This is a genomic window from Marinomonas sp. HM11-D (assembly GCF_057626615.1).
In genome coordinates this window covers 1-22,404 of sequence record NZ_JBMMKT010000021.1, presented here as the reverse complement: position 1 = coordinate 22,404, position 22,404 = coordinate 1, and the positions used below count along the sequence as shown (strand labels likewise).

The following is a 22,404-nucleotide window of genomic DNA, read 5'->3' as shown; positions in this document are numbered from 1 at the left end:
AATGCAACTCATGAAGACTCTGCTATCATCACTCATTCTTTTATGCCTCTTCCAACCAGCTTGGGCAGAGCAGCCAGTAAAGAAGTCAAAATCATCAATCTGTCATCGACCAAACACTGAGTTCTACTCTCGAACAAAGAATTTCACTGCGTATGAGACGATTGAAGCCTGTCTCGCTAGCGGGGGAAGGTTGCCTAAAGGCCAGTCTTTAAGCCCTTCTCAGAGCCCGTCAGCTTCTTCTAAGTCTAAGGGGTTACTACCTTCAGTCTATGACCGTGATCATTTTGGGTATGGCTGGAATGACGATGACAAAGACTGTCAGAATACTAGACATGAACTATTGATCAGTTCGTCTACAATCCCCGTGACCTTCAAAGATTCCAAGAAGTGCAAAGTAACTAGAGGTAGATGGATATCAATGTTTACCGGAGACATCATTACTGATGCATCCAAGCTTCAGATTGATCATGTAGTACCTCTAAAGTGGGCATGGATTCATGGTGCTAACTCTTGGACTAGAGCTAAACGTATAGAGTTCGCTAATGACCCAATCAATATCATTGCTGTAGAAGGCGTTTTAAACGGCTCAAAAAGTGACCGTGGCCCAGATGAGTGGCTGCCCCCGAAGAATCAGGAGCAGTACAAAGCTCGTTTCCAAAGGATTGTCTTGAAGTATGGCTTGAAATAGAGGCAGACCAACGAACCGCTAGCCTACCAGCTTGACGAACTAAAACGGGTAGCTGATCTTCGAGATCGCATTGAGCTTCGCCTCATAGCTATAGCCGCCTGAGTAAAGCCCGTAGGTTAGCGTGTCATGATCATGCCCTATAATCTGAGCAGATAAGTTCTCTGGCACATTGGCATTCTCTAGCAAGGTAGCTACTGTCTTACGAATCGAGTGGAACACTTTATCACCCTCAAAGCCCATCCGCTTCTTAAGCCTTCCAAAGCGTTTGCCAATAGCACTTGATCTATCCCCTGTACTAGGAGGAGCCTTGAGACCTGAAAGCAAGTAGCCGTCTCGAGACTCAGCTAAAAGCTTTTTCATCAGTGGTTTCAGCTCAGGATGCACAGGTATATCTCGATAGCCTGCCTTGGTCTTACTGCTTGTCACTTTGATAAGAGACTCGCTGCATGACTCCACTTTGAGCTGGCACAATTCCTCAATACGACAGCCTGTGTACATTCCTAAGTAAACCAGATCAGCCAACTGCTGGTCATTCTTAGATGCCTCTCTCCAAATGCTCACAAGCTCATGGGGCTCAAATGGCTGACGCTCTTCTGACCTGCCTTTGGTCTTAAGTAGTTGTGCTCTTTTTTTCTTCTCAGCTTCCGCTACAAAACGAGGAAGTTTGAACGGACAGGAGTCGAGAGGAACAAGATCGTTGTACTCAAGGTACATCCAAAAGCTCCTAGCCACTCGAAAGCGTCTTTCAATACTGGACTTCGAGAGCACCTCTGAATACATCCCTTTGCCTTCGACCATTAACCTAGCCCATTCCCTTACAGACTTTGGATCTATGGATTTTACGGTTGGGAAATACTGCATGACTTCTCGGCCTACACTAGCGTAAGAACTTCGAGTTTTTACATTCGGACTCTTTATCGAAGCGACCCAAGCATCGTAATGCTCAGCTAGTATCACATCACTGCCAAAAGCGATGTTCGCAATCTTCTCCGCTTTAAGTGAGTCCCCCTGCATTCTTAGCTTATCAACCAGATCAATCACAACCTCATGGAGAACTAAAGGGTCATCATTACTTTTGCTGGCATTCTCCAATTCTTTTCTTAAACTTATGGCAAACTGCGTCTCGTGATCCAGCGCCAGCTTCCTTGCCATATCAATCTGTCTTTTCCATTCTGAGACAAATCCCATGGCTATGTGCGTAGCTTTGCGCTTGTCTGCTTCGCCAGTGCTCTTTGAAAATTTGGTCTTTCCGAAGTGTTCGTGTAGTTCTTTAGGAATCTTAAGAACCGCGTAGTATAGGTTTCGTTTTTTCTCTAAATAGCTCATCTCGATGTACCTGAAATAAACTGGTTTCCCCCACGTTTTACCCCCACATTTTCATAAGATAAGCTATAAAAATCAACACTTTCAGAGACTTGAGGCGGTATAGATTAGACTCCCCCCATCTCCACCAGACGTCTAAAAAAGGCCGCTTAGCAATAAGCGGCCTTTTTTGTGTCTGCTAAAAATAATCAAAATGCTTATTTGTACAAATTGCAACCAGCTTAAAGCTTCACTATACTTGTAATAACATTGTTATTACCTATGGTTTCGCTCCATGCACACCACACTTCGCAAAATCGGTAACTCCAAAGGCATTATCATCCCTGCTCATATGATTGAGGCACTTAACCTCGATAATGAGGTCGAGATGACGATTGAAAATGGTGCACTCGTTTTAAAACCTAGCCAGCAACCACGCCAAGGCTGGTTTGAAAACTATGATGCCAGCAAAGACGACGAGCCGCTCGAGGACCTAAAAGACTTAGAGTCGGAACAAGAGGATTGGGAATGGTAAAGCGCGGCGAGGTCTATTGGGTAGAACTCGACCCAACCGTTGGCAGCGAAATTCGAAAAACACGCCCTTGCTTGGTGATTTCACCGGACGATATGAATCAAGCACTCCCCAGAGTCATCATCGCCCCAATTACCTCCAAAGGCCAACCCCTTGGCTGTCGCCCAGAAATCATTTTAGACGGAAAACCCGGTCGCATCTTATTGGACCAAATACGTACTGTGGATAAAAAGCGCCTTAAATCACAGCTTGGTAACATTCCATTAGAACAATGGCACGATACGCTTTTGCAGATGCTGGCTTAAGCGATTAATAAGGACATGAACACTATGACCAATGACGACGAGCTATTTGTTAAACGAGTGCAAAAGCAACTCAATGGCACTGTGGCAATCACATCAGATAATAAGAACTACGGCGACATCGTCATTGCATCAGCCGGCCTCAACACACTAAAGATCATAGACCGCGTTATCTGGTCTGGTCATCCGATAATATAAAATACAAGGAATGGACTCATGATTAAAGATGTACCCACGATACTTTTAGGCATACCAGTTGGCTTTTACATATCTGTTATTTACGATAAGTTTGGTCATAAAATCGAAAGCTATCATGATTTGAGTTTAGCAGACTTAGGCTCATTTTTAGGTGGAGTTTTTTCACCTCTTGCATTTTTATTTCTAATCGTACAGCACTTTAGACATGAAGTAGAAATGAAAGAGATTAGAGACCAAAAGAAGCAAGATGAAAAAGAAAAAATATCACTTTCTCTACCTGATTTAAGAATAGAGACTCTGCGTTACACAAAAACTGAAGTGCACTCACCTAACCCAGACTGCGCCTATAAAACAAACACAATAAGTTTAAAAATAAGTAACTTCTTTGCTGATGCGTCAGATGTAAATATAACAGTGTATACCTCTAACGATTCAGTATCATCAATATATCAAGTTTCCCCTTTAATAAAAATGGGAGATAGTCAGTTCCATAATATACAAATCGAAAATGACACTATCAGTCAAAATATTAAAATAATGCTCATATATAAAGACGCATTAAAAAAACCCCGAACAAAATACTTTGACGTCAAATTAAGACCATTTGAAACAAACTCAGATATAGTATCCAAGCACACAATATCCGCAGCAGAAAGTATCAAGGTTATTGAGTCATGGGGATAAAAAAAGTTACCAATAGCTACGAAGTCCGCTTCCGCGTCTCTGGACGTGGTAGCCATTCATATCGCAAGACATTCCCAACTAAAGACGAGTGTGAGCGCTTTATGCGTTACACCATCGCTCAACATGAAACCCAAGAAAATGATAAACCTTGGTTAGAAAAACCAAAGGACAGCCGCAAGTTATCAGAGCGGATCGAGACTTGGTACGAGTTGCATGGACATTTCTTGAAAGATGGTAAACGCACTCGAGGAAGCCAATTATTTACCAGCGCAATATCTTCATTCCGCCGAGCATTAAAACGAACAACTATCGAACTACCCGCAGGCCAAGCCAGCCACGTACTACGCTACACATTCTCGAGTCATTTCATAATGAACGGCGGTAACATACTCACCCTGCAAAAAATACTAGGCCACACAGATATAAAAATGACCATGCGCTACGCACACCTAGCGCCTGATTACTTAGAAGAAGCAACAAGACTAAATCCCTTATCAAAAGGAAATGATAAATGAAAATTTTTAAATATTACCCACCAGAAGCATTCGACTACATTTTTAAAGAAAAAAACATATCCCTACGTTTCTCTCAAACAGAGTTACTAAACGATCCTTTCGAACAAAACATAGCCAAAGAGCTAGATATAAAAACCATAAAAAACATAGAGGATTTGATGGAGAATGACTTCCCAATGAAATTAAACACGGAAGAAAAGGCTCTCATTCTTAAAAATGTAATATCAGAGGTAAAAACAGATAAGAAAAATGATTTTGGAGTCTTATCTCTAACAAACAATAGTAAAAATAGAGCTATGTGGGCTCACTACAGTAAAAATCATTCTGGATTTATGATAGAGATTGACCTAGACGGTCTAGGGCCACATATATTAAGCGAACAATTTAAAGAGGATAAAAATTCTGCCAACCTAATCGGCTTCGTAAAATACAGAAAAAAAAGACCAGTTCAAATACTTGGAAATAAAAAGAAAATAAATAGCAGATCTTTAATTAATAAACTTTACTTTACAAAAGATGACATATGGAAATATGAAAGTGAATATAGAATAATTTACCCGTTCAAAAACTTAGATATCCTTGGCATCGATGTAAGTGGTTTAACAATATTTGGTAGTTTGTTAAGTGAAGAGTACCTTTGTAGCATAGTCCTCGGAATTAAAGCCTCGGAAGTTTTAGAGAAAAGAGTAACCCATTGGATTAATAATAACGCTCCGAATACAACTCTACATAGAGCATTCCCCTGTGAAAAAACATTTGATTTCTACTATGAAGAAATCGACCTACGACACACAGACGACACACCAAATATCTGAATAGCAAACAAAATACTGTATAAAAAACAGCAATAGATAGCATACATATCAACAACTTATTGTTTCTAGTATACTTTTTAATAGGATTCGACTCCCCCACCTCTACTAGACGTCAAAAAAAGGCCGCTTAGCAATAAGCGGCCTTTTTTGTGCCTGTGATTTACCACCGCCCTACCGTCAGCTTCCCTGAAATCTGTAACCTTTTGTCCTATTTCTTGTTTTATACTGAGGTATGCTTTAGCTATTCTAGATGCCTTGATGCTAGCCCATGGAAGCTGGCTATCCTTCTCAAGGCAACGGTCAATCACAGGGGAACGATGACACTATGTTTCAAGAATTAGCATTGGGTGGTTTGTTGTTTAGCCCACTCGTCTTGTTTGCCCCGCTGGCGTTTATCCTGTCTTGGATCACGCGTTTTTTCCTTTATAAAACCGGTCTTTATCTAAAAATCTGGCGTGTGGCTTGGTTCGAGGTAGGCTTGTATGTCTGCTATCTGGCGCTGGTGGTTTATTTGCTTGGGAGCTAAACCGATATGAACAATACCTTACGCATCTCCCTTACGGTCGTGGTTGTCATGGTGGCGATTTTGGCAGGTCATTGGATTTGGCAGCATTATTTATACTCCCCTTGGACCCGCGATGGTCGGGTGCGCGCCCATGTGATTACCATTGCCCCAGATGTCTCCGGCTGGGTCACGGACCTGCATGTCAAAGACAATCAAGCGGTCAGCAAAGGCGATGTGATTCTCAAGGTAGACGATGCCCGCGCACAAACTCAGGTAGCGCAATTAGCCGCTCAAGTAGAAAGCAATCAATACGCCCTGGAACTAGCACAGCATCAATACCAGCGTCGCCAAGAGCTCAGTAAAAAAGGCCAGCTGGTGTCTGATGAAACCGTGGAAAGCGCCCGTATCCAAGTGAAACGTGCCGAAGCGACGCTGAAGCTTAGCCAAGCAGAACTCCAAGCGGCGCAACTGGATGTGGAGCGCTCGGTGATTCGTGCGCCACAAGATGGCTATATCGTTAACTTAAATCTGCGCCAAGGTAACTTCGTCACTCGCGGCACACCGGTATTGTCTCTAGTGCAGAAAGATACTCTCTATGTCACGGGCTATTTTGAAGAAACCAAGCTGCAGCTGATTCACGAAGGCCAAGCGGCCAAAATTACCCTCATGAACGGTAATCAACCGCTGACCGGCACAGTGACCAGTATTGGTAAAGCCATTGCCGATTCCAATACCAATAGCAACAGCCAGTTGCTGCCGCAGGTGCAGCAGACCTTTAACTGGGTGCGTTTAGCCCAACGTATTCCGGTGGATATTCAATTGGATCCGTTTGACGGTGTACAACTGAGCGCCGGTATGACGGTGTCGATTCGTTTAGACAGCGAGTAACACCCGATGCATCCGCTAGTAAAGAGTCTCCTATTCCCTGAGAACGATGCCATTAAGTTCGCGATCAAGGGCGTGCTGGCCATGGCGTTGGCACTTTATGTGGCGATGTTCTTTCATTTGGAGCGCCCGAACTGGGCCTTGGTTGGCGCGATCTTTTTGCAGATGCGCCCTGAAAGCGGTCTGGTGATTGAAAAAGGCATTTACCAAATACTCGGTACCCTAATCGGCGGTGCTATTGGTATTGTGATTTTAGAGTATTTTTCGGGTGAGCCCGTTCTGGCCATGGCGAGTTTAGCCCTATGGCTCGGTCTGAACTCCGGTTTGTCTGCGCTGGTACGACGCGTCAATTTGATCTATGCCTTTGCCATGGCGGGCATGACCGCCAGCCTCGTGGTCTTGCTGGTGATGGTACAACCGGCGCAGGCCAGCAGCGCCACCATTTTTGATATTGCCCAAGCTCGGGTCAGCGAGATCATCGTTGGTGTGGTTTGCGCGGCACTGGTCAGCACCTTAATTTGGCCGGTGAAAGTCAGCACGGTTCTGCGCGCCAATGCACGACATACCATCAATCAGACCTTGGATTACTTGGCCATTGAGCTGGATCCCAAGGGTTCCCACGCCAGCCGTCACCAAGCCATCGATAATATTTTAGAATCGCTCACTGCCTTAAACGATGACTCCACGGCAGTGACCTTTGAAGGCCCTCATGGCCCAGGACGCAGTCGAGCCTCGAATCTCTTATCGAATAAGATTCTCTCGCTGTTGGCCTTGATACAAATCTTCGGTCGCTTACGCCGTAATCATGCTGAGCTGATTTCAGACCGCATGGGCGCCATGATTGACGATATGTTTCACTCTTTCCATGCCATCGCCAGCGCCACGACCTTTGCCGAAAGCCATCAGCTAACCCAAGAGCTGCGCCGTCGCCAAAGCCAATACGCCCATGAATCAGTGGATGAATCACCGCTTGGACGACGCCTCTTTAAGATTGCCTTTGATCTGAGTGCCGAGCTGATCGTGATTTTAAAGTGCTACGATGCGCTAACCAGCGAACGGCAGCCGAAGCTTAATGCGCCACGTATCAAGCCCCATCACGATCCTTTGGTTGGCCTCACAACAGGGCTACGCAGTGCACTGATGTTTCTGGTCGGCGCCACCCTATGGCTCGGCACCGGATCGAATGCGGTGGTGATGATTATGATCTTGCCGGTGGTGTTCTCGATCATGATGGCGCGTTTGCCGATGATGATTTTAACCGTGGTCCTGCGCCGTATTTTAGTGGGGGTAGTGGTCGCCTTGCTGCTAACCGTGCTTTACGCCTTACCGTTACTGGCACAAAGCAGCGGTGATTATGAGTTATTGGTGCTGGTGTTAGCGGGGCCCTATTTTGTCGGTCTGCTGTGCCTAGCAGATCGTGCTACCTTGCCCTATGGCTTGGGGCTTTCGATCCCTTTTACCATCTTTGTCGCCCCGAGCCCCGGTATGGTGCAGTCATTTCAAATTGATGGCACTGTGAGTAATGCCTTGGCGATTTTCGTTGGCGTCAGCGTTTTATATTGGCTGTTTAAATTGATCACCGGGCCAAGTCTAAATCTGATGATGCAGCGGTTAATGAAAAACACTTACCGGGATTTACTGGCGCTGGCTCATCATCCCCGTGCGGACATGTGGTTTAACGCGCGCATGGGCGATCGCTTGTTACGTATCGCAACTTATGAAAAAGGCATGACCAGCAGCCGTAACCTGATTGATTTAGCCTTAACAGCACTTAATTTAGGCCATGTCTCGCTGCATTTACGTAGCCTAATTCAAATCCGCTATGGTCGAGCGCTCGATGCAGAGCTAGATGTTTTGCAACGAGCCTTAGCCGACGCTTTCTTGAACTGCTATTACGGTAAAAGCCCCGCGGTATTCAACCAAGCGGCGCAGCACTTTCTCAACCAGATACCTAAGCACGCCCTATCGGAAGAGGACATGGAACTGATTCTCGGCAGTGTTGAGCGTATTTCCATGTCTCTCAATCGCTACGCCACAACTATTGCCGTGGAACGCAGTCAAACACCAGTAGCTGCCTAGCCAGTCTTTTTATTAACCGATTCCTCGACAGGAGAGCCTTATGAAGCCCTTGTTTTATGCCCTGCTATTACTGCTGGTGACGGGCTGTTCGTCCAACGTGGTGATGATGGGACACCAAGTCAGTAATGTAGACCCAGAGGCTCAAATCACGCCTGAATCACGCATTTTGGTTGAAGCCCAGAGCTCTGGTGATGCACTCACCCATAAACGCTATCTAGATCAGGTGGTGCAAGCTTTTAAAAGTAAGGGTTATTTCTATGTCGGCGCGCAATTACGCTCCCCTGATTTGATTGCCCGTTATAACCTCAGCAGCCAAGCTCAGGTACGAGAACAGCAGCAACCGGTTTATGAAGACCGTCGTTTTAGTCACGGCACCTTTTGTCATAGAAATAAAGACGGGCGCCGTTATTGCGAGGAGGACTTTCATATCATGCCCTATTTAGTGGGTTATGAAACCATCAAGACCTCAGTGCTAGAAGCCGTCTTAGAGTTGGAATTAGTGAGTGCTGCGAATGGTAAAGTCGTATTACACAGTCGCAGCTCGGTCGAGCACCCTAGCTGCTCACGTTGGAAGCTTTATGAATTTCTAATCGAACGCTCGATTCGCAATCTGGACGTTCAACAACCGCAAGATCAACCCTATCGCATTGAAATGCCAGAAGACTACCAATGTACTGATGATGCTTAGACAAGCAGAAGAGTCTGGTTTTCGCCAGACTCTTTATAGAACACATCCCTCTAAAAGCCTCGACTCATATAAAAAAACGTTATCATCTAAGCGTTCCACTTTCTCGTACCCATCTATAATGAACCTTATGAGGATCGTTTTGATGCTCATCAAAACATTCACATAAACCTTAATTCAGATGTCGGAAGCGAGGAGGACAGCATGATTAATCATGTATGGGGATTACTACACCATCCTGATCGAGAATGGCGTGAAATCAATAAGGAGCATGAATCGGTTAGCCACATGTACGCGCACCACGTATTGATCTTGGCGGCGATTCCTGTTGTGAGTAGTTTTATTGGTACCACTCAAGTAGGTTGGACACTAAATGGAGAAGAAGGAATAAAACTTAGTGTCATGACTGCGCTTGGCTTAGGTGTATTGTTCTATGCATTGATTCTGCTGGCTGTTGCAGGCGTGGGTTCGGCAATTCACGCACTTTCGCGACAATATTCACACCGTCCGAGCCGCTCAGAAAGCATTATCTTTGCTGGGTATATTGCAACACCCATGTTTTTAAGTGGCCTATTTGCCATTTACCCAATTGCTTGGTTATGTATGTTAGCCGTTTGTATCGGGGTGGTGTATTCCGCTTACCTACTTTACAAGGGCACACCACGTTTCCTAGGCATCAGTCATAAAGAAGGTTTTATCTTATCCACGGGTACACTAGGCATTGGTGTACTGATTCTTGAGTTCTTACTCGCAGTGGTGGTATTGCTTTGGAGCATGGGCTCTGAGCACAGCCCACTGTGGGCGTTCTTTGGCTAATCATATCTCCCTATAGCCAAACCCCAAAAGCCTGCCCTGAGCGATTGACTTGGAGCAGGCTTTTTATTGCTTGAACATTCTTTTTACAAATTTCCTACTGTTACGAAATAAATAACTTTTATCCTTAACCTAGTAGGCACACAATAGCTGTATAACTTTCATCTGTATTATCTGCCCCAATCCTAATAGCACTGGCGGGAGCCCGATTAATGTTCTTTTCTTCTAATAAAAATCGTATCAGCGAACTTGAACAGCAGTTACAGCAAGAACGCGATCAATACCAGCAACGCGTGGCTATTCTTGAATCACAGCTGGCTGAAGCCAGAGCTGACGCTCAGCAGACGCAAACTGATGACAGCTGTACAGAACTGCTAAGTTACCAATTGCGCGGTGGCGATATGCTGAACTCCATTCGTCACGGTTTGGCAGACAACGCTGAATCCTTGATCGATAAGCGTGAGCAGTTAAAAGAAGTCGATACATTATTCAGTGAGACACGCTCAGCGCTACAACGTTTAAATCAGCGTGCGACCATTATTAATGAGCAAGCCAGTTCTAGTATGGAAGCAGCGCAGATCCTAGATAACACTGCCAGCGGCATTAGCAAACTGGTTTCAAGCATTCAGGAAATCTCTGATCAAACGAACTTATTAGCACTGAACGCTGCCATCGAAGCGGCTCGCGCTGGGGAAGCTGGTCGTGGTTTTGCCGTGGTAGCCGATGAAGTTCGTAACCTAGCCAGCAAAACGCACTCGGCCAGTGAACAGGTAGAAGAACTGGTCCGCAAAGTATTGGATCAAACTCATGCCATCAAAGACATGGTGGACAAGAACCAAACCAGTGCTGAAGACGTAGCAACCTCTGCCAGCCAGATTGATAGCATTGTCGAAAACGTCATCGTTACCTCTCAGAGCATGCAAGCCGCCATCAAGCTGGCGGCCACCCAATCCTTCTTGGATACCGTGAAGCTAGACCATGCGGTATGGAAAAACGAAGTTTACCGCCGTATTGATAAGCGCGACTTCAATTCGGAAGTAAATGCTCATACTGAGTGTCGTCTAGGTAAATGGTACTACCAAGGTTACGGTTCAAAACATTACCAGTACTCGCGTAATTTCAAAGCCATTGAAGCGCCACACAAAGCCGTACATGAAGCAGGCCGTGCTGCGGTGAAAGCCGCGCAAGCAATGAATCAGAGAGATATGCTAAGCCATTTGGATAAGATGGAAACGGCCAGCTTACAAGTGGTGGTGAACATCGAGTCGCTTCTGGAAGAGATCAAATCCAGCTGAACTTAAAGAACAAACGCTGGTCTATTAAAAAACGCTGACTTACCCTCAGCGTTTTTTTTTGAGTTTCGATGCAACACATTATTTTTGTTACTTTTTTACTACCAAATTTTAAAGAAAATATGCGCTCATCACGCTATCCTTACGAATTACAGTCAAAAAGCAGCACTTTGTCGCAGGTGATTGCTTAAAAAATGGAAACGGTTGGTATGCTATTGAACCTAGGCTATCCCGTTAAAAATGCTATGAAGGAGCAGATCCGTTGAATACTCTACTGTGCATTCCCCTATTGGTATTACTGGGCACCTTAGTTCCCTTGTGTAGTACTCGTTATAGCCGAACCGCATGTGCGTTTTTAACCGCTGCTTTGCCTGCTATCGCGTTGTTCTTAATCTTACAGCTCGCCCCTGCCGTGTTAGACGGCCAGCGCTTTCAAACCTCGCTGGCTTGGGTGCCAAGCTTAGGGCTCAATCTCGCCTTTCGTCTCGATGGCTTAACCTTATTATTCAGTATTCTCATATTGGGCATCGGCCTCTTGGTCATCCTCTATGCCCGCTATTACCTGTCTAGCCATGACAATATCGGCAAATTCTTCTGTTATCTGATTCTGTTTATGTTCGCCATGCTCGGCGTGGTGATGTCCGATAACCTGATTCAGATTTGGGTATTTTGGGAGCTAACCAGCATCAGCTCTTTCCTCTTGATTAGCTTCTGGAGCAGCAAAAGCGAGGCCCGTAAGGGTGCCCGCATGGCGCTGACCATTACGGGTGCCGGTGGCCTATTTCTACTCGCTGGTCTATTGATGCTGGGGAATGTGGTCGGTAGTTTTGACCTACAAACGGTACTTGATAGCGGTGATTTGATCCGTGCTCACAGCGCTTACCCGATTATTACGGTACTGATTTTGATCGGTGCTTTTACTAAGTCAGCGCAGTTCCCGTTCCATTTTTGGCTGCCTAATGCCATGGCGGCACCAACGCCTGTGAGTGCTTACCTACACTCTGCAACCATGGTGAAAGCCGGCATTTTCTTAATGGCGCGTTTCTACCCGTCTCTAGCAGGGACGGACTTATGGTTCTTGCTGGTCAGCATGACAGGTTTAGCGACCTTCTTGCTGGGCGGTTACCTAGCTCTGTTCCAACACGACCTTAAAGGACTACTTGCCAACTCAACCATCAGTCACCTAGGTCTGATTACCTTGCTATTGGGTATGGGCTCTGACTTGGCGTTGGTGGCGGCGATTTTCCACATTATTAACCACGCGACTTTTAAAGCGTCATTGTTTATGGCGGCGGGGATTATCGACCACGAGTCGGGCTCTCGCGATATGCGCCAACTTAACGGTCTATGGAAGTACATGCCTTACACGGCAACCCTAGCCATGGTGGCGTCTTCAGCGATGGCCGGTGTACCACTGTTAAACGGTTTCTTATCGAAGGAAATGTTCTTTAACGAAACCCTACACCAAGACTCCCTAGGTTCGCTGTCTTGGATGGTGCCTGTGATGGCGACCTTAGGTGGCGTTTTATCGGTGGCTTACTCGACGCGCTTTGTACACGATGTGTTCTTTAACGGTGAGCCTATTAACCTACCCAAAACGCCACACGAGCCACCACGTTACATGCGTGTACCGGTGGAGATCCTAGTGGCGCTATGTTTGCTGGTGGGTATTTTCCCAGGTTGGATCGTCGGCGATCTGTTGCACAGCGCATCGTTCTCAGCCTTGAATGCCCCTGTGCCAGAGTACAGTCTGGCGATTTGGCACGGTTTCAATATTCCGCTATTGATGAGTGCCATCGCCTTGGTGGGCGGCTTAATGGTGTACTACAACCGCCAGCACTTGTTTAAATTCCAAGCCCAATTCCCCACCAATGACCCTAAAGTGTTATTTGAACGTGCCATTCAGCAATTAGTGGCTAAGGCAACCTGGTTTATTGGCTTCTTTGAAAACGGCTCGCTACAGCGTTACATGTACTTCTTGTTCATGTTTACCATTGTTGTCAGTGCCTATCCGCTACTGGATCTAGACACGACTGCTGGTCGTCGTCCAGAGATCCCATTGGACGCTCTGTCTATTACCGGTGCGGTGTTGCTGTCGATTGCCTCATTAGCTACCGTAGTCTGGCACCGTCGTCGTATGGTGGCCTTGCTAACGCTTTCAGTCGTTGGCCTGATCGTAACCCTAGCGTTCGCACGTTTCTCGGCACCTGACTTAGCCTTAACTCAGCTATCGGTAGAGGTCGTGACGATCATCTTGCTTATGCTGGCGCTGTTCTTCTTACCACAGAAAACCCCGAAAGAGTCGAGCCCACGCCGTGTGGTACGTGACTTGGGGATTTCTGCCATGATCGGCGGTATTGTTGGCACCGTGATTTATGCCTTGATGACCCGCCCATTGGATACCATTTCCACCTTCTTCACTGAAAACAGTAAGACTGGCGGCGGCGGTACCAACGTGGTCAACGTCATCTTGGTGGACTTCCGTGGCTTCGATACCCTAGGCGAAATCACCGTATTGGGTATTGCCGCGCTCGGTATCTTTAAATTGATCGCCCGTATGCGTTTGTACATGCCATCAAGTAACGAGCAAGGCCGCCCGTGGTCCAGCGATCGTCATCCATTGATGCTGTCGGTCGTGTCTCAAAGCCTACTACCACTTGCCCTATTGGTATCGGCGTACATTTTCCTTCGTGGCCATAATATGCCTGGCGGTGGTTTTATCGCTGGCTTAATCACTTCGGTGGCCATCATTCAACAATATGTGGCCCACGGTGTCGATTGGATCAAGGATCGTTTGAAACTGGATTACCAAATCATGATCGGCTCAGGTATCGGTATTGCCGCTCTGACAGGACTTGGTAGTTGGTTCTTCGGTCGTCCGTTCTTAACCTCTTGGTTCGACTATTTCTATTTACCTGTGATCGGCAAGTTTGAGCTGGCCAGCGCCATGCTGTTCGATTTGGGTGTTTATCTAACTGTGGTGGGGGCAACCATGTTGATCTTGGCCAACCTAGGTCAGTTGACCACCAGTGAGCGTGCTGTATTCGAGGAGGAAGCATAATGGAAGGTATCTATGCTTTTTGCGTAGGCTTGATGACCGCCTGCGGGATTTTCTTAACCCTACGTGGCCGAACCTTTTCCGTGGTAGTGGGTTTAACCTTGCTATCTTATGCCGTCAACTTGTTCTTATTCGCGAGCGGTCGTCTGAAATTGGACGGCGCGGCGGTTCTGGGCATGTCAGAAGAATACGGTGACCCACTGCCTCAAGCCTTGGTGTTAACAGCGATAGTTATCGGCTTTGCCATGACCGCTTTTGCCGTGATCTTGGCCATGCGTGCCCGCGCGGACTTGGGCAACGATCATGTGGATGGTCGTATCCCACAAACCAAGGAACAAGCTCGTCAGAAGTCTGGAGGACAGCGCTAAATGCAACACCTAAGTATTTTACCGATTCTGTTGCCGCTGTTTACCGGTGCGCTACTACTGCTGCCGCCGATATCAAAAACCCTAAAGCGCCAGCGTGTGTTTTCGGTGCTGTCGATGCTGCTACAAGTGATTGTAGGTTTTACCTTGGTTGCTTCTGTGCATTTAGAGGGCGTGACTCAGTACATTTTGGGTGACTGGCGTCCACCATTTGGCATTGTGTTAGTGGCCGACCCTATGTCGACCGTGATGGTGTGCGTGACGAACTTTTTAGCCTTTGGTGCCTTGTGTTACGCCACCGGCTATCACGATCGTACCGGCGGTTACTTCTACCCATTGTTTATGTTCCAAGTGATGGGTATCAACGGCGCTTTTCTAACCGGCGATATCTTTAACCTGTTTGTCTTCTTCGAGATCTTGTTGATCGCTTCTTACGCCCTGTTGATCCATGGCGGTGGTAAGCATAAAACCCAAGCCACGACGCACTACGTGATTCTGAACCTTGCAGGCTCCAGCGTCTTTCTATTTGGTTTAGGCATTATGTACGGTACCTTAGGTACCTTGAACATCGCCGATATGGCACAGAAAGTTGGTGAACTTGAAGGCAGTGTGGCGATCTTAGCCAAAATCGGTGCCCTGTTATTATTGGTCGTCTTCGGCATGAAATCTGCCATGTTACCGCTGCATTTTTGGCTACCGAAAACTTACTCCAGCGCCAGTGCTCCGGTGGCGGCGATCTTTGCTGTCATGACAAAGGTCGGTATCTACAGCATTTTACGTATCCATGGCGTGGTGTTCGGCGATGACGCTGGGGAACTAGCCAATATTGCTCAATCTTGGTTGTGGCCTTTGGCACTGCTAACAATTGTCGTGGGTACCATAGGTACACTGGCAAGCCCAAGTTTGAAACTACTTACTGCAAACCTTGTGGTGCTGTCTGCCGGTACGCTGATGGTCTGTGCCGCGATCGGTACTGAAGCCTCTACTAGTGCGGCCTTGTACTACATGGTTCACAGTACACTAGTAGCGGGCGGTATGTTCTTGCTAGCGGATATGATTGCACGCCAGCGCGGCAAAGCCGAAGATCGCCTTGTGATTTCCAAAGCCATGGATAATCCGATTTTCCTCGGCATTTGTTTTGCCATAGCCGCCATTGCCGTGATTGGCATGCCACCACTGTCTGGTTTCCTAGGCAAGATCATGATTCTGCAAGCCGCACACTCCGTCGCGGAACAGCTTTGGGTCTGGCCAATTGTGCTACTTAGCAGTCTAGGTGCCCTAATCGCCCTATCGCGTGCTGGTACAACGCTGTTCTGGCGTCACTCTTCCAACAAACAGCAAACGGAAGAAAGCCAAACCATGCACCTTGGCGAGTGGCTCGGTATTGTTTTATTACTGGGCGCATCGCCGTTACTGGCCCTGTTTGGCGGCCCACTGTCGGAGCTGGCTAATGAAGCTGCGGCTTTCCTTCACGACCCTCGCTTATCAGTTGAGGCACTGTTAACTAGCCCATTGGCTGACGGAGGCTTCTAATGCGATTTTTACCTATGCCGTTCCACAGTCTGCTGTTGTTCGTCATCTGGTTATTGATGAACAACTCCATCAGCCCAGGACACATAGTGTTGGCGCTGTTTTTTGCCATTAGCATTCCGCTACTGGTCAACGGGATGCGTAACGAGCAGCCCAAAATCCACCGCCCTTGGTTAGCGTTGCGCTATTTCTTTTTGGTCTTAAAAGACATCTTGATCGCCAACATCCAAGTCGCCATCTTGGTACTGGGCCCAGTGCGTAAGCTGAAACCCGGATTTGTTGCCATTCCTTTAGATGTAACCTCTGATGTGGGCATTACTGTGTTGGCCAGCACCGTATCGTTAACACCTGGTACTGTCAGTGTTGAAGTATCAGAAGATAAGCAATGGCTCTATGTTCACGCCTTGCATTTGGATAATGAACAAGCCCTTATCGATGACATTAAACAGCGCTACGAGCGCCCGATTAAGGAGATCCTAGGATGCTAAGCTGGGCGTTATTCTTCGTCACCATTTGTATTTGTATCGCTTTGTTCTTAAACCTGTGGCGTTTACTGGTGGGGCCGCATGTGTCGGACCGCATTATGGCGTTGGATACCATGTACATTAATGCCATTGCGTTGCTGATGCTGTATGGCATTTATATGGAAACCAGCTTGTACTTTGAAGCCGCGCTACTGATCGCCATGCTGGGTTTTGTCAGCACTTCGGCTTTGTGTAAGTACTTGCTTCGCGGCGATATCATCGAGTAATAGGAGAGTCATTTATGTCGTTTTATACCGAATTACTGATCTGCGTATTGCTGGTGATTGGTGGTGTGTTTTTGTTGATAGGATCAATTGGTCTGGCTCGTTTACCGGACGTCTTTACTCGTCTGCACGGGCCGACTAAGGCGACAACACTTGGCATTACCGGAGTGTTGTTAGCCTCAATGATCTATCAAACTATTAATCAAGGAAGCTTCTCTGTATCCGAGCTCCTGATTACTTTGTTCTTACTGATCACAGCCCCTGTCGCTGCTAATATGATTGCTAAAACGGCTCTACACCGCGCCAACCCTGCGATTCCGCATACCTCTGGGCAATCTTTGTTGAACAACATTCGCCAGCGTAAAGCCGCGGATGCGAAAGAAGATAACTAAAGCGCTTTAGCGTCATCAGAAGTGTGCTGCTCCTGCTGCAACAGCTTAAGCGCAGCCGCTTCTGACAGAGGACGATCATAGTAATACCCCTGATGCAGATGACAGCCTAGTTGATTCAACACATTAGCCTGTTCCAGGGTTTCTACCCCTTCAGCAATCACCTTCAAATCCAGATTTTGAGCCAACTGGATGATGGCTTCACAAATCTTATCCCCTTCCGCACGATCACCAATTTCGCAGACAAACGACTTGTCGATTTTCAAGATATCCAATGGTAGCTCTTTTAAGTAGTGCAATGACGAATAGCCGGTACCGAAATCATCCACTGAGATTTCGACACCCATGGTTTTTAACGCGCCCATGATCTCAATACACTGACTCATATCATGAATAAACACGCCTTCGGTAATTTCAATTTTGAGTAGATGGCCATCCACTTGATATTGCTTTAGCAGGGACTCAATCGTTTCAATAAATCCCTCCGCAACAAAATGTCGTCCCGAAATATTCACTGCGATCGGTAACACCTGAGCACCGCTTCGCAACCATTCACTCAAGGTGGCAATGCTGTGCTCTAGCACCCAATCGCCGATACGACAGATTAGGTTGGACTCTTCTGCAATGGGAATAAACTCTGCAGGAGACACCATGCCCTTGTCTGGGTGAGACCAACGAATCAAGGCCTCAAAACCCACCACAGACTGTGACAAGGTGTCGACTTGTGGTTGATACAGCAAATGAAATTGCTGCTGATCGAGCGCATCTTTGATCTCTTGCTCATACTGGAAGCGACTCGTCACTTCATTGGCCATATGAGGTTCAAAGAATTTGGCATTATCTCGGCCATTTTGCTTGGCCCAATACATGGCCATATCCGCCTGCTGAATCAGCTGCTCCACATCATATAGGTGCTCGGTCATGGCAATGCCGATACTAGTACCCACTTTGACTGGCTTACCAGCCAATAAAACCGGCTCTCGCATCTGTTGCAGAATACTGTTGGCCAACTGCTCAGCTCGGGTTGAAGACACCCCTTCCGTTAGCATGATTAAAAACTCATCACCGCCCCAACGAGCAATAATATCGGACTCTAATACCACCTTAGTCAGGCGCTCAGACACCTCACAAAGCAACTCATCTCCTGCTTTATGACCTAGGGTATCGTTAATGATTTTGAACTTATCTAAGTCTAAAAACAGTAACGCCACCGCTTGATGAGTATCTTGTGCTTGTTGCAGAGCATGCTCTAGACGCTCGGTCATATAGGTCCGATTAAACAGGCTAGTCAATGGATCACTGTAAGCTAGGAAACGTAGACGCTGCTGTAACTTCACATGACGTGTCACATCTCGTATATGCAGGGTGAATTCTTGGAAGGAACCCTGATCGTTGATCGCTTTGGTAATAGCAATTTCAACAGGGAACAGCTCATTGTCGCCGCGCTGTAATTGGAAATGATTACGGCGGTTGATCAGCCAGCCTCCCGAGCTGGAAAAGCCGGTTTCTAAGCTACTTAAAATACTCTCGCGATCTTTCTCGGGTACAAAGGTGGTGATGAAGCTTTTACCTTTTACCTGACGCTTCAAGACGCCAAAAGTGCGCTCAGCCGCTGGGTTGTATTCAATAATTTTCCCCTCGCCATCAATGGTGACAATGCAATCCATGGAGGAATCCAAGATCGCCGATTTGCGCATCTCACTTTCTTTAAACCAATACAAGGCCTGATCACGCTCGGAGATTTCTTGCTGTACGCGATCAATCACCTGATTGTACTGCTTGGCGATCTGTCCCACTTCTGTAAAAGGTTCTTCCGGTACATGCTTGGAAAAGTCGGCTTGGTCTTCTTGGTAATGCATCGAATTCAACAAGTCGATCAGCTCGGTGGTGGCTCTATGCTCAGCAATATTGAGGCCCTGCTCTTCCTGCTCCTGAGTCACTCTTAAGCGCATCACCCGACGCAATAAAGATAAGGCAACAAACGAGACCATAAAGCAGTAAGCCCCGATGCTGATCACACCTAAAGCTTGCACTTGCAATTGCTGCCAGCGGCTTAAGCCCGTACCAATCATTTCTAGATTACCAAATAGAGCCACGGCTAATGTACCCCAGATGCCAGCAAACAGATGAGCTGGCACCACATCCAAGGCATCATCCAAACGCCAGCGTTCCATCAGAATAGACCCCATCACAGTGACAATGCCGCTGATCAAACCAATCAAAATCGACGCCGAAGTAGACACCACATGACAACCCGCCGTGATACCTACCAACCCAGCAATCACACCGTTGAGTAGCTGCGACACATTGATGTAGCGATACAAGCTATAGAAGAATGCGGTCGAAGCAATCCCACCCCAAATCGCAGAAACAAAGGTATTCAGTAAAATGTGCGGTACGCTTTGATCCAAACTCAAAGTGCTACCACCATTAAAGCCAATCCAGCCCAGCCAGATCAACAACACCCCTAACCCAGACAACGGCAGATTGCTACCTTGCGGTAATAGGATACCTTGATCAAAACGACGTAGACGTGGGCCAATTATCCAAATTGCCACCAGCGCGACCCATCCACCAACAGAATGCACTATGGTTGATCCAGCAAAATCAACAAAGCCCAAGGCTTCTAACCATCCAAGGCTATTACTCTGATAGACACCATTCCAAGCCCAGTGACCGACGATTGGATAAATCAAAGCACTGAGCACTATGGTAATGACTAGGTAGCCAGCAAAGGTCATGCGTTCTGCCACAGCACCGGATACCAAGGTCGCCGCGGTACTACAGAACATCATTTGGAATAAGAAAAAAGCGATTGACGAGAATGAAGCCTGATCACCAAAGAGAAAATCTGACGTGCCAAAGATGCCTTGATAGGAGACGCCAAACATCAAGCCAAAGCCAATCAAGTTAAAAACTGCGGCGGAGAGAATGAAATCGGAGATATTTTTCGCCGCGACATTGATGCTGTTTTTACTGCGTATGCGTCCACTTTCTAAGCATAGGAAGCCTGCCTGCATCATAAACACCAGCGTAGCCGACACCAAAAGCCACACAACATCTACCATATAAGCTCCATTTTGATACACACAACCTAATCATGCACCATTGAAGAGCCTATCAATGCGCTAAAAAGGTGAGTTCGGTCTAAAGCAGGACTTGTTGTCCATATAAACAGTTTCCATACAATACTCAGGCCAATATCGTTAACTAGGCGACAAACAAAAACAGGCACCGAAGTGCCTGTTTTTAAATCTGCTTAAGTGCCGAGAACCAGTTGCGCTAAACTGATCGAGGCGATATAGCCAAGCGTATAGACAATCAGCAGAACCAAACTGTATCGGGCATAGGAGCCAAACGTTAGGCCATCTACCTTGCTCATGGCGACAATGCCTGCTGCCGAACCAATCACTAATAGGGAACCACCGACACCTACTGCATAGGTCAAACCCAGCCAATCCGTATCACTCATCACGATCCCCGCTTTCAATAAGGCCGCAGTCAGAGGTACGTTATCAATCATGGAAGACAACACGCCCATTAAGAAGTTAGCAAGATAAGGCGGCAAGATTTCATACATGCGAACAATCGAGTCCAACACCTCAATTTCTTTCAACATGCCGACTAGCAGCAGAATGCCCAAGAAGAACAGTAAGGTTTCAAACTCAATAACGCGAATGTATTCCAGGATTGATTGCTCTTCTTCTTTATCATCATTAAAGAAGCGTGCGATTAAGAACATGGTGGCCATGCCCATTAAGAACATCAGCACCGGAGGGATACCAAACAGAACGTTGGCTGCAATGGTCGAGACAATCGTGCATAGAAAAGCACCCGCGATCATTAGATCCACTAGACGTACTTCATTATGACGAATGTTGATCTCAACCACGTCATTCATACCACGGCTTAGAATCAGCGCTAATACCATCACGGCAGAGAATGCCGGAAGCGAAAGCATCAACAGTTCAAGAATATGGACCTTATCTTCCAAGAAAATCATCAGGGTGGTCACATCACCGGTGATTAGAGATACCCCACCCGAGTTCACCGCAAACACTACCAAGGTAGCAAAGCGAATAGTTTTCTTAGTGGGTAAATTGAGAGACAGGATTAAGGTCACAGAGACAAGGGTTGCTGTGATGTTGTCAGCTAAAGAAGAGAACACAAAACAGAAAATTGCGGTTAAAAACAGCAATGAGCGCTCTTTAATCTGCTTAGGTAGAAAAAGCAGAATAACGTTTTCAATCATGCCCTTCTTGTTGAGATAAGCTACGAAGGTCATCGCTGCTACGAGGAACAGCCATAGGCTGGCAATTTCGGAAACGTTTTCTTCAAAGCCATGCCCTATCGCTTGTAACTCGCTCGGAGACTCGGAGTGAAAGACATAGAGTAAGAACCAAGAGAAAGTTCCTAGAAATAAGGTCACCTTCGCCTTATTTACATGTATGACATCTTCTAGCACAACACCCAGCAACGCGATCACCGCGAGCCCGATGAGCACCATTTGCAGTACATCTGACATTTACAACAACCTCAAAAAAGTGAATTAAAAGCCCAAAAATTTGATTCGGGAATTTTATACCGCTTTCTCAAAGGCACATACTCATTTACTGCTCATTTGTGAAAAAAAATTACATAAAGACTATTTACCAGAGTGATAACGCAGAATCTATTGACGTGAAAAGACATAAAACAACTATTCAAAGTCTTAAATGAAACATTAAAAAATGAATAGGGTTACAAAAGATTCAAAAACCTATCAGATTCGTAAGTTTTAGATCCTGTGGACATCTTTTAGATACCAGTGTTGACGAAGATAATAGGTTTCTCGCGGAGTACGGCCCCCCACTCGGGGAAGCAATAGTTTGATCGGGAGAAACCCTTCAGGGGTCAGATCCCTCAACTGTATGCAGTGGTTGGAAGCTGAGGTGCGTACAGGGATCTGACCCCTTTTCTATATCGGGGACAAGGCTGAGAATTTTCGACAGACGTAAAAAAGCCCTGACAGCATCAGCT

Annotated in this window: 22 protein-coding genes; 19 read left to right on the top strand and 3 right to left on the bottom strand. The window is 46.5% G+C overall.

From position 1 onward, the window contains the following. Position 1 precedes the first annotated feature (1 nt). Positions 2-688, top strand: coding sequence for an HNH endonuclease family protein (locus ACOSVP_RS17880; RefSeq protein WP_487348841.1), 687 nt, complete (start codon positions 2-4; stop codon positions 686-688). A gap of 39 nt (positions 689-727) precedes the next feature. Here the strand turns inward: ACOSVP_RS17880 and ACOSVP_RS17875 are convergent, their stop codons facing one another. Next, a complete protein-coding gene (locus ACOSVP_RS17875; protein ID WP_487348840.1) occupies positions 728-2,014 on the bottom strand; it encodes a tyrosine-type recombinase/integrase in 1,287 nt (428 codons plus the stop codon). Positions 2,015-2,285: 271 nt separating this feature from the next. On the opposite strand from ACOSVP_RS17875, the gene ACOSVP_RS17870 reads away from it, so the two are divergent. From ACOSVP_RS17870 to ACOSVP_RS17785, 18 genes are all read left to right on the top strand, one after another. Further along, entirely contained in the window at positions 2,286-2,525 is a 240-nt protein-coding gene (locus ACOSVP_RS17870) for an AbrB/MazE/SpoVT family DNA-binding domain-containing protein (RefSeq protein ID WP_487348839.1), read from the top strand. Then, positions 2,519-2,827, top strand: coding sequence for a type II toxin-antitoxin system PemK/MazF family toxin (locus ACOSVP_RS17865; protein ID WP_487348838.1), 309 nt, complete (start codon positions 2,519-2,521; stop codon positions 2,825-2,827). Before ACOSVP_RS17870 ends, ACOSVP_RS17865 begins: the two co-directional genes overlap by 7 nt. Before the next feature lie 15 nt (positions 2,828-2,842). Next, positions 2,843-3,022 (top strand): S24 family peptidase, encoded by a 180-nt coding sequence (locus ACOSVP_RS17860; RefSeq protein ID WP_487348837.1) that lies wholly within the window; start codon positions 2,843-2,845, stop codon positions 3,020-3,022. An 18-nt stretch (positions 3,023-3,040) separates the two neighbouring features. Further along, on the top strand, positions 3,041-3,706 hold the full coding sequence (locus ACOSVP_RS17855) for a hypothetical protein (RefSeq protein ID WP_487348836.1): 666 nt from the start codon (positions 3,041-3,043) through the stop codon (positions 3,704-3,706). After that, a complete protein-coding gene (locus ACOSVP_RS17850; protein ID WP_487348835.1) occupies positions 3,697-4,221 on the top strand; it encodes a tyrosine-type recombinase/integrase in 525 nt (174 codons plus the stop codon). Before ACOSVP_RS17855 ends, ACOSVP_RS17850 begins: the two co-directional genes overlap by 10 nt. Further along, positions 4,218-5,036 (top strand): DUF2971 domain-containing protein, encoded by an 819-nt coding sequence (locus ACOSVP_RS17845; protein ID WP_487348834.1) that lies wholly within the window; start codon positions 4,218-4,220, stop codon positions 5,034-5,036. Before ACOSVP_RS17850 ends, ACOSVP_RS17845 begins: the two co-directional genes overlap by 4 nt. A 325-nt stretch (positions 5,037-5,361) precedes the next feature. Then, entirely contained in the window at positions 5,362-5,562 is a 201-nt protein-coding gene (locus ACOSVP_RS17840; RefSeq protein ID WP_487348833.1) for a DUF1656 domain-containing protein, read from the top strand. Between the two features lie 6 nt (positions 5,563-5,568). After that, on the top strand, positions 5,569-6,429 hold the full coding sequence (locus ACOSVP_RS17835; protein ID WP_487348832.1) for an efflux RND transporter periplasmic adaptor subunit: 861 nt from the start codon (positions 5,569-5,571) through the stop codon (positions 6,427-6,429). 6 nt (positions 6,430-6,435) lie between these two features. After that, on the top strand, positions 6,436-8,505 hold the full coding sequence (locus ACOSVP_RS17830; RefSeq protein WP_487348831.1) for an FUSC family protein: 2,070 nt from the start codon (positions 6,436-6,438) through the stop codon (positions 8,503-8,505). A 40-nt stretch (positions 8,506-8,545) separates the two neighbouring features. Continuing rightward, positions 8,546-9,193 carry a DUF4136 domain-containing protein gene (locus ACOSVP_RS17825; protein WP_487348830.1) on the top strand — a complete coding sequence of 216 codons (648 nt, stop codon included), beginning with the start codon at positions 8,546-8,548 and terminating at the stop codon, positions 9,191-9,193. A 201-nt stretch (positions 9,194-9,394) separates the two neighbouring features. Continuing rightward, positions 9,395-10,006, top strand: a complete 612-nt coding sequence (locus ACOSVP_RS17820; RefSeq protein ID WP_487348829.1) for a Yip1 family protein — start codon at positions 9,395-9,397, stop codon at positions 10,004-10,006. Between the two features lie 209 nt (positions 10,007-10,215). Then, on the top strand, positions 10,216-11,298 hold the full coding sequence (locus ACOSVP_RS17815; RefSeq protein WP_487348828.1) for a methyl-accepting chemotaxis protein: 1,083 nt from the start codon (positions 10,216-10,218) through the stop codon (positions 11,296-11,298). Between the two features lie 259 nt (positions 11,299-11,557). Beyond that, positions 11,558-14,356, top strand: a complete 2,799-nt coding sequence (locus tag ACOSVP_RS17810) for a monovalent cation/H+ antiporter subunit A (protein WP_487348827.1) — start codon at positions 11,558-11,560, stop codon at positions 14,354-14,356. Next, complete coding sequence (locus tag ACOSVP_RS17805; RefSeq protein ID WP_055464112.1) at positions 14,356-14,721, top strand: Na+/H+ antiporter subunit C; 366 nt, start codon at positions 14,356-14,358, stop codon at positions 14,719-14,721. Before ACOSVP_RS17810 ends, ACOSVP_RS17805 begins: the two co-directional genes overlap by 1 nt. Next, a complete protein-coding gene (locus tag ACOSVP_RS17800; protein ID WP_487348826.1) occupies positions 14,722-16,251 on the top strand; it encodes a monovalent cation/H+ antiporter subunit D in 1,530 nt (509 codons plus the stop codon). After that, complete coding sequence (locus ACOSVP_RS17795; protein WP_487348825.1) at positions 16,251-16,736, top strand: Na+/H+ antiporter subunit E; 486 nt, start codon at positions 16,251-16,253, stop codon at positions 16,734-16,736. Before ACOSVP_RS17800 ends, ACOSVP_RS17795 begins: the two co-directional genes overlap by 1 nt. Then, positions 16,730-16,999, top strand: a complete 270-nt coding sequence (locus ACOSVP_RS17790; protein WP_055464109.1) for a K+/H+ antiporter subunit F — start codon at positions 16,730-16,732, stop codon at positions 16,997-16,999. The genes ACOSVP_RS17795 and ACOSVP_RS17790 overlap by 7 nt, the downstream gene beginning before the upstream one ends. A gap of 14 nt (positions 17,000-17,013) precedes the next feature. Then, entirely contained in the window at positions 17,014-17,388 is a 375-nt protein-coding gene (locus tag ACOSVP_RS17785; RefSeq protein ID WP_487348824.1) for a Na+/H+ antiporter subunit G, read from the top strand. On the opposite strand, the gene amt is transcribed toward ACOSVP_RS17785, so the two are convergent. Then, entirely contained in the window at positions 17,385-20,453 is a 3,069-nt protein-coding gene (gene amt / locus ACOSVP_RS17780) for an ammonium transporter (RefSeq protein ID WP_487348823.1), read from the bottom strand. The genes ACOSVP_RS17785 and amt overlap by 4 nt on opposite strands. A 191-nt stretch (positions 20,454-20,644) precedes the next feature. After that, entirely contained in the window at positions 20,645-21,910 is a 1,266-nt protein-coding gene (gene nhaD, locus ACOSVP_RS17775; RefSeq protein ID WP_487348822.1) for a sodium:proton antiporter NhaD, read from the bottom strand. Positions 21,911-22,404 lie beyond the last annotated feature (494 nt).